At 52.1% G+C, this 6,859-nt stretch carries 5 protein-coding genes; 3 read left to right on the forward strand and 2 right to left on the reverse strand.

Annotated elements, in window-relative coordinates:
- Window positions 1–390: 390 nt before the first annotated feature.
- Window positions 391–1,845, reverse strand: coding sequence for an FtsB/FtsL family cell division protein (locus tag AC1Q5O_RS21675; RefSeq protein WP_492565813.1), 1,455 nt, complete (start codon window positions 1,843–1,845; stop codon window positions 391–393).
- A gap of 1,027 nt (window positions 1,846–2,872) precedes the next feature.
- Here AC1Q5O_RS21675 and AC1Q5O_RS21680 point away from each other — a divergent pair.
- From AC1Q5O_RS21680 to AC1Q5O_RS21690, 3 genes are read left to right on the forward strand one after another with little or no spacing between them, the layout of a single operon-like run.
- Window positions 2,873–3,373, forward strand: coding sequence for a PepSY domain-containing protein (locus AC1Q5O_RS21680; RefSeq protein WP_492565815.1), 501 nt, complete (start codon window positions 2,873–2,875; stop codon window positions 3,371–3,373).
- A 2-nt stretch (window positions 3,374–3,375) separates the two neighbouring features.
- The gene (locus AC1Q5O_RS21685) at window positions 3,376–4,041 is read left to right on the forward strand and encodes a response regulator transcription factor (RefSeq protein WP_492565817.1); all 666 of its coding nucleotides are present in this window, start codon (window positions 3,376–3,378) and stop codon (window positions 4,039–4,041) included.
- A complete protein-coding gene (locus AC1Q5O_RS21690; protein WP_492565819.1) occupies window positions 4,038–5,405 on the forward strand; it encodes a sensor histidine kinase in 1,368 nt (455 codons plus the stop codon). The genes AC1Q5O_RS21685 and AC1Q5O_RS21690 overlap by 4 nt, the downstream gene beginning before the upstream one ends.
- 380 nt (window positions 5,406–5,785) lie before the next feature.
- On the opposite strand, the gene AC1Q5O_RS21695 is transcribed toward AC1Q5O_RS21690, so the two are convergent.
- The gene (locus tag AC1Q5O_RS21695; protein ID WP_492565849.1) at window positions 5,786–6,631 is read right to left on the reverse strand and encodes an endo alpha-1,4 polygalactosaminidase; all 846 of its coding nucleotides are present in this window, start codon (window positions 6,629–6,631) and stop codon (window positions 5,786–5,788) included.
- Window positions 6,632–6,859: the final 228 nt, after the last annotated feature.

Here is a 6,859-nt window from a genome sequence, read left to right on the forward strand (position 1 = left end):
AACAGGTGTCAGGAGAGATTATGTGCCTCACAGCTTCATGGAGATAGCCCGAACTCCCGGCGTAGAAAAGGTTCGGACTGGACTGGGCGTGGTCACCTATGACGGGATTGTGTAGGGAATGGGCGCATGCCACATGACGCTCAACCGGGGCAAGAAGCCCGTGGTGCTTGACCTGAAGAAGGAAGATGATCTGGAGTCCATGCGGGACCGGAGCCTGTCAGGCACTAGTATGTAAAGAGCGGCACGTAGCGTAAGTGTTTGCTATCGGTCGTGGTTCCTAGCATGGATAAACTTCGTGACCTATTGTTTGATCACAACTTAATCTCGATCAGATCCGGTCAACCACCGGAAAACGGCTCATCAGGCGGCAAAACTTTCATATTCCTGCTCTCATTGAGCAGGCTGCTCATCTTCACTTTCATGCGATGCTTCTGGGATTGCCGCCGGCTCGCGATCAGGCGGTTGCACGTGCGCATCATCATTGTCGGAAGGCTCGATGACCTGCTCTCTTTTCGTGGATGGGGATTGTTCATCCTGATCAACGATTATAGCTTCCTCTGAGGTGCGGACAGATGGTTCAGGCTGCGCGCTGCTCTTTTTTTCCTCCGGTTCGCTAGCCGGGACGATAGGCTCAGCTACTGGTTCTTCTGCGACCGATGGCATTCGTGCATTTGAATCACCCGTTGGAGTTTCATCGGCAGTATTGTCGTTGGGCTCGACCTGACTGCCTGTCTCAATCGGAGCAGGTATCGTTTTTGGAGAGTCCAATGAGGATCTGGTGATCTCTTTCTCCAATTCATAGGCCGGTGTGGACGGAGTGTAGTCCACCTGCTTCATGTCAACATCAGTTTCGGCAATTGGCAGGTTCTCGAAATAATTTTCAGTTTGATGACTCTCGTCAATCATGACGCTGATGTTCTGTTCAGCGTAGTTGTTGACCACCACTTGTGTCGATGCGTCGATATTGATGTTAATGTTGACGGTGGGCGTAAACGGATCATCGTAGTAGCTCCAGTCTGTATAGGTGTAATAGGGCTCGTAATAGTCGGTCCAGCAGGTCTCCCAATATTCATAGGTAACCCGTTCCACTACGAAGTAGTGGGTATAAGCCGGGTAGTAAGTCGTCGTGACGACCCGATAGCCGTCCATCCAGCCCATAAACGAACCGAGGAGAAAGACGGTTCGCTGATAGTTTGCCTCATCAATACGGTCCTGTTCGATTCGGTCCAATTGGGTCGACAGTCTTCTGATATTGGCTGCGAGCTGAGTATTTGACCTTGTTTCGGTTTGCAGCCTGTTCACCTGTGAGCGAAGCTTAGCTACCTGCGCCTTTAGTTCTTTTACCTGCTCGAAACTTGCCCTCACGGGTTTTGATTTGACTGGTTCAGTAAGCGCATAGCGCGTCCCATAGGCGGCCCAGTTCGTGGAAAGAGCCCTGACGCCTTCGCGCACCGTCGGATTGGCAATCCTGGCAGAATCCGAAATTGCTTCAATGCGGCCAACTGCAACAGAGAGACTGCTTGTAGCAGTCGTCATTTTCTTGGGGTCGCGGGCATTAATACCTTTTTCAAGGCTCCCAAGTGCCTGCAGTGCTTCGTTTGTCGCTTTCATAAGCATGGCATCCGCCCGCGAGCCTTTTTGGGGTTCGTTTTTGTAAGCAACAAGAATAGTTGAAAGAGAGCGGCGCATATTGAGTTGCAGTTGGGCTGCGTCAATCTTTGCAGATGACGCAGCCATAGCCTGGCTGCTCTCAAACAAAGGAACGGTGATTGATCCGGTCATGGCCAAAAGAAGGGCGCTGCTCAACATCATTGTTATGCGGCGTGTTTTTCTGATCGAGTTCATTCTTGTCCTCTTGCGTATTGGGCAGGCGCGGGCAAGTTGCACGCGCAGCGTTGTCAGGTTCAGACGCGGCTTCAGAGCTGCTTCGGTTTGTCCAGATCACCGTTGGGCTTGGTCTGCGCGTTTGCTCTTGTGCTGAAAAGTTCATCCGAACAGGCCCCTGCATGCTCTTCATCTGGAGCGGCAAAGCGTCTGGTCATGTCGGGTGTCAAGCATCGTTCAAACAATGATTCGAACAAAACTGTGGAGGTGACAGCCCCGTTACCCAGTAGGGGTGGATGCACCATAAAGAAGGGGCCTTCTACACCGTGCATTCAATCTCAACGCACCATTTTGCAATCGGAGTATTTTTCATACTGGCAATGTAAGTTGAACGGTCTGCTGACATGCGATGGCCGAACGATCAATATCGACGAAATGATTGCAAATAGAGCGACCATATAGATGGCAGCTGGCATAAAGCGATATAGCGTCTGCATTTTGCATTCCTTTTGGGGCTATCAAACGTCGAAGATATGTGACCTTGGAGACGTTAATCGGTGCGATTCTGAAGGTTGGGACGCTGCGATTTAGGATATTGGGAATTCGTGACGGTCGGGCATATCGAAGACTGGTGAAGACTCGTTACCAGTTTATTGTTTTGACATAAGGGCCGCCGGTTTGCCCGACATTGTATGAAAATCTGAAATGTCCTGCAGGCATGTCGGGCCAGGCAACCAATATCGTAAAAAACATTCCCGATAGCGCAGTCACATAAATGACGACTGGTACAAAACGAAACAGCACTCTCATGTTGCAGCTCCAGGTTTTTGCTCGAATCTCGAAGAGACATACCATCGTGTGTGATCGTCTAATGTCTGCTCGGTTGCATGGATTTTGACCTCGTTGCCAATTCACTTGGTTTGCTTCTACGGTGGTGGGTATACTTTATGATGCCTGAAAAACGCGTGAGTGCGTTGTCAGCGAATTGTCAGCTTCGTTGATCTAAGCTATCCCCTTGAAGGGCTTAGATGGTTTTAGGAGGATGCGAGTGCGTTTTCGGCCCTTGAGAGCCGTGCTGCGGTTTGCGGTCGTTGTCCTGGCACTACACCTTCCCAAGGCGGTGCAGGCACACGAATGGACAAGTGACGAGGGTGTTCATTACATCCAGATCTCCGACGACGGCGGTTCGGATGGCTCTTCGAGCGACGGTGGCTCTATGGGTGGACCGGACTCGGGCGATGGCGTCTCCGATTCGGGTGATTCCGAAAGCGATCAGCAATCTTACCCCGACGGTCCTGGAGGCAACCGACCCGACGAGAAATTTGAAGGACCAAATGGCGCTTTAAGAGCCGTCCAAGCCAACAGAGCCCTCCCACTAGACGACATTGTAACCATTGCCCGCCACCTTACCAACGGCCAGATCATTGACGCGCGGTTGCGCCCCGTGAGGGGTATTCTCCAATATGAGTTGAAGGTGCTCGAGACCAACAGCGAAGTCAGCCGCTATTCTTTCAATGCCCGCACAGGCAAACTCATAAGAGTGAGATAAACATGCGGATACTTGTTGCCGAAGATGACCGCCGCATAGCCGAGTCGCTTGGCACAGCGCTATCGGCCGCCGGTTTCCTTGCGGAATATGCCAGAGATGGAGAAGACGCTTGGTTCCGTGGTGACACCGAGACATTCGATGCCGTGATCCTTGACCTGGGCCTTCCAACACTGGATGGCTTGACGATCCTGAAGCGCTGGCGCCGCGCAGGACGTAACGTTCCCGTATTGATTCTTACGGCGCGCGGACAATGGGACGAAAGAGTGGAAGGAATCGAGTCCGGCGCTGACGATTACGTTGTAAAGCCTTTCCGGATGGAGGAGGTCGTGGCACGCATACGTGCGATCGTGCGTCGGGCAGGTGGCTTTGCATCATCTCAGATTGAAATTGGCGAACTGGTTCTCGACACACGGATGAGACAGGTCTCGCGCGCGGGCGTTCCAATCGTATTGACACCACAAGAATACCGGCTGCTCGCTTTCATGGCGCATCAGGGCGGACGTGTCGTTTCACAGGTCGAGATTACCGAACATCTCTATACGCAGGACTTCGAGGGCGGTTCGAACGCCGTTGAAGTCTTGGTCGGTCGCCTGCGAAAGAGATTAGGTGCCGATATCATCGCAACACGTCGAGGTTTTGGGTATATCCTCGGTGGGGATACCCCTTGAGAATCCAGTCTTTACGGGTTCGTCTTATACTGGGAGCTGGTATTTGGATTGCCATTGCCCTCGTCTTGGCGGGTGTAACCATCGGATATCTATTCACCAACAACGTGGAACGCGGCGCGTCCGCAGATTTATCGGCGACAATGTCGCGCCTTGTCGCCTTGATCAATCCGGACGCCCTCAGTGCCGCACCTTTGCTTACTGGCGCTTTGCCTGATCCACGCTATCAGACACCGGTCAGCGGCCTTTATTGGCAGATCACAGATCTTGGTACCCAGCAAAACATCCGCTCGCGATCGCTCTGGGATTATGTTCTCAAGGTTAGCCCCTCAAATGAAGGCGGACAGCTGTCGACCGTTCAAGGGCCGGTGGGCCAATCATTGCTTGCATTGTCCCTGACGGCACGCTTTGCAGAAGCCAAAGGTGAACGGCGTTTTCAGATCATCGTCGCTCAAGACAGGTCTATCCTCGATGAGGCGATCACCCGCTTTGGGTGGGAACTGGCCTTAGCGCTCCTGGTCCTCGGCTTTGTCCTTGTCGTTGCCGTCATCCTGCAGGTGCAGTTCGGTCTTTCTCCTTTTAAGAAATTGCGTAAGGATATTGAAAGTATCCGCAACGGCGCTGCGTCTTCAATCGATGCCATCTATCCGCTGGAAGTTGTTGCTGTGGTCGGCGAAGTAAATTCCCTCCTTGCCATGCAACAGAAATCGATGGATTTTGCGCGATCCCGTGCATCCGATCTTGCTCACGGGCTTAAAACCCCGCTGACGGTGTTGGGCACGATCGCCTATGAGCTGGAAAAAGGCGGCAACACTCGCAGCGCAGCATCAATCGTCGATCTGACGAACGAGATGCGTGACCGGATAGATTATCAGTTAAGGCTGGTCCGACTGCGTCAACGCGTTCGGACGCACGCCCTCAGCGCGTCATTAAGCAGCGTTGTTCCCCGCACGATTGCGGTGTTGAAAAGAACACCCAAAGGCGAACAACTGGTCTGGGTCGTTGATGTCAAGGATGGTCTGAACGTCGACATCGACGTAAATGACCTTGTCGAGCTTGTCGGTGTGATATTGGAGAACGCAGCGCAATGGGCGAACACGCAAATCCATATCAAGGCTAAGCAGGATGGCGCGTTCGTCGAATGGCAAATATCTGACGATGGTCCGGGCATTCAGTTCTCAGATCACAGTACGATTGGTCTACGTGACAGGCGGTTGGACGAGACAGTCACAGTCACAGGCACTGGCCTTGGCCTGGCGATTGCTTCCGAGATTGTCTCCCTCAACAATGGAACGATTGCGTTTGAACGTTCCAGTCATGGTGGACTTGAAGTCATCATCCGCTTGCCAAGTGTGGCCGCCCATTAGAAATGTCGCTTGTTGTGAATAGATCTGTGGCAGCCTGCTCCCGTAGTATGCGCTCCCTTCGTTCCTCGACCCAGCTGTTGCGCCGCGACGGTTTGCGTGCGCGTTTTTGATAGGCGATGACCTCGTTGTTGGTCTTTCCAACCGGCTCAGTTCCGCGTGGAAATCAACACCACAATTCCTCATGGTCCCGATGATGATCCGCTGCAAATCGCGCCAATCGATTGACTTCCAGGCGCTGGCGTAATCGATGCGTATGGGAGAACATCGTATCGAAAGAATTACGGAAATTGGCCCATCCATCATCCAGTCGATTGCAGCGATGCAGCCTCTACTTCTAGAAATTGTGTTGGCAAAATAAGCAAGACCGCATGTCAATCTGATTAGTCGCACACTTCGTATTCGTAATCGGGCGAAGTGTCCCGAACGACTTTGCGGTCACGGTAGATGACAGAGATCTTGCGACCGCGTGCGTCGCACGCGGCATTGAAAAAACTTACGGGATCAACGGGATTGCCATTGGTATCCTTGTTGTTGTCATTGTATTCGATCTCGTAAACCTGATTGCCATACACTTTGGTGTACTCGCTGCATTCCTTCTCGTATTCGCATTCTTCGACAATCGCAAAATCAAAGCCGATTATCTTTGGGCCCTTGGGTGCAAGTTCCGAGGCGTTTTTCTGGGCGACAGCGAGATTGGCATCATGAGCCCGTTTGACCAGCAGCTTGGCAAACTCGGTATTGGTTTCTGGTGACAAAACGCCTTTGGATCTGTCCCATGAATCGAGATTGTCAGGTTCGAGGGCCTTAAAGCCGTCAGCCGCACATTTGTCGATCCAGGGACCGATTATTTTCATCAGATCCTTTCGTTTTGTGTCTGAAGATGTGTCTAATATATACTCTTCTGGCCATTTTGGATCGGTAACGTACTCACCATCTTTCTTGATCAGCAGATTCGGATGGTTTTTTGTCCACCACTCCTTCTGCTTCGGTTGCGTCTGGAAGGCATTCACGTAACAGATATTGTATTTACCTTTTGCAGGGGCAACCTTTCTGTCCCGGACAACAATCTTAACACTGCGTTGCGAGTTGTAGTCGCCTCCAATCTGGTAGTCGAATTTACCGTGGGCCGGAGGCAACGTTAGAGTTTGAGCATTTGCAGACAAAACAACGCAGCCAGTAGCGACGACGGCGGCGATCATCGCCGTTCGGAACCATTGAATACGCATTTCGATCAAGACCTTGTCTAGCTGAGTTCCCCGCCTCGAGCACGGCGCTCTGGCGTGACGAATATGACGGACTGGCTACCGCCTGGGTCAGCTAAATCTGGATATTTGCTTCTTGGCGAACCGAGGTCAAGGGTAATGAAACAGCTTCTGACGGTCGGTGGTGTCTGTGACCGCATTTCTGCTAAAGCTGGGAAGCAAATCGCCCGCGAAGTCACCAACTGCCGAAGT

It is taken from the genome of Phyllobacterium sp. MT110 (genome assembly GCF_058792715.1).

Bases quoted from the DNA above. Each gene is read 5' to 3' on its own strand.
- AC1Q5O_RS21675 (WP_492565813.1), bottom strand. From the start codon at position 1,845: ATGAACTCGATCAGAAAAACACGCCGCATAACAATGATGTTGAGCAGC.
- AC1Q5O_RS21685 (WP_492565817.1), top strand. From the start codon at position 3,376: ATGCGGATACTTGTTGCCGAAGATGACCGCCGCATAGCCGAGTCGCTT.
- AC1Q5O_RS21695 (WP_492565849.1), bottom strand. From the start codon at position 6,631: ATGCGTATTCAATGGTTCCGAACGGCGATGATCGCCGCCGTCGTCGCT.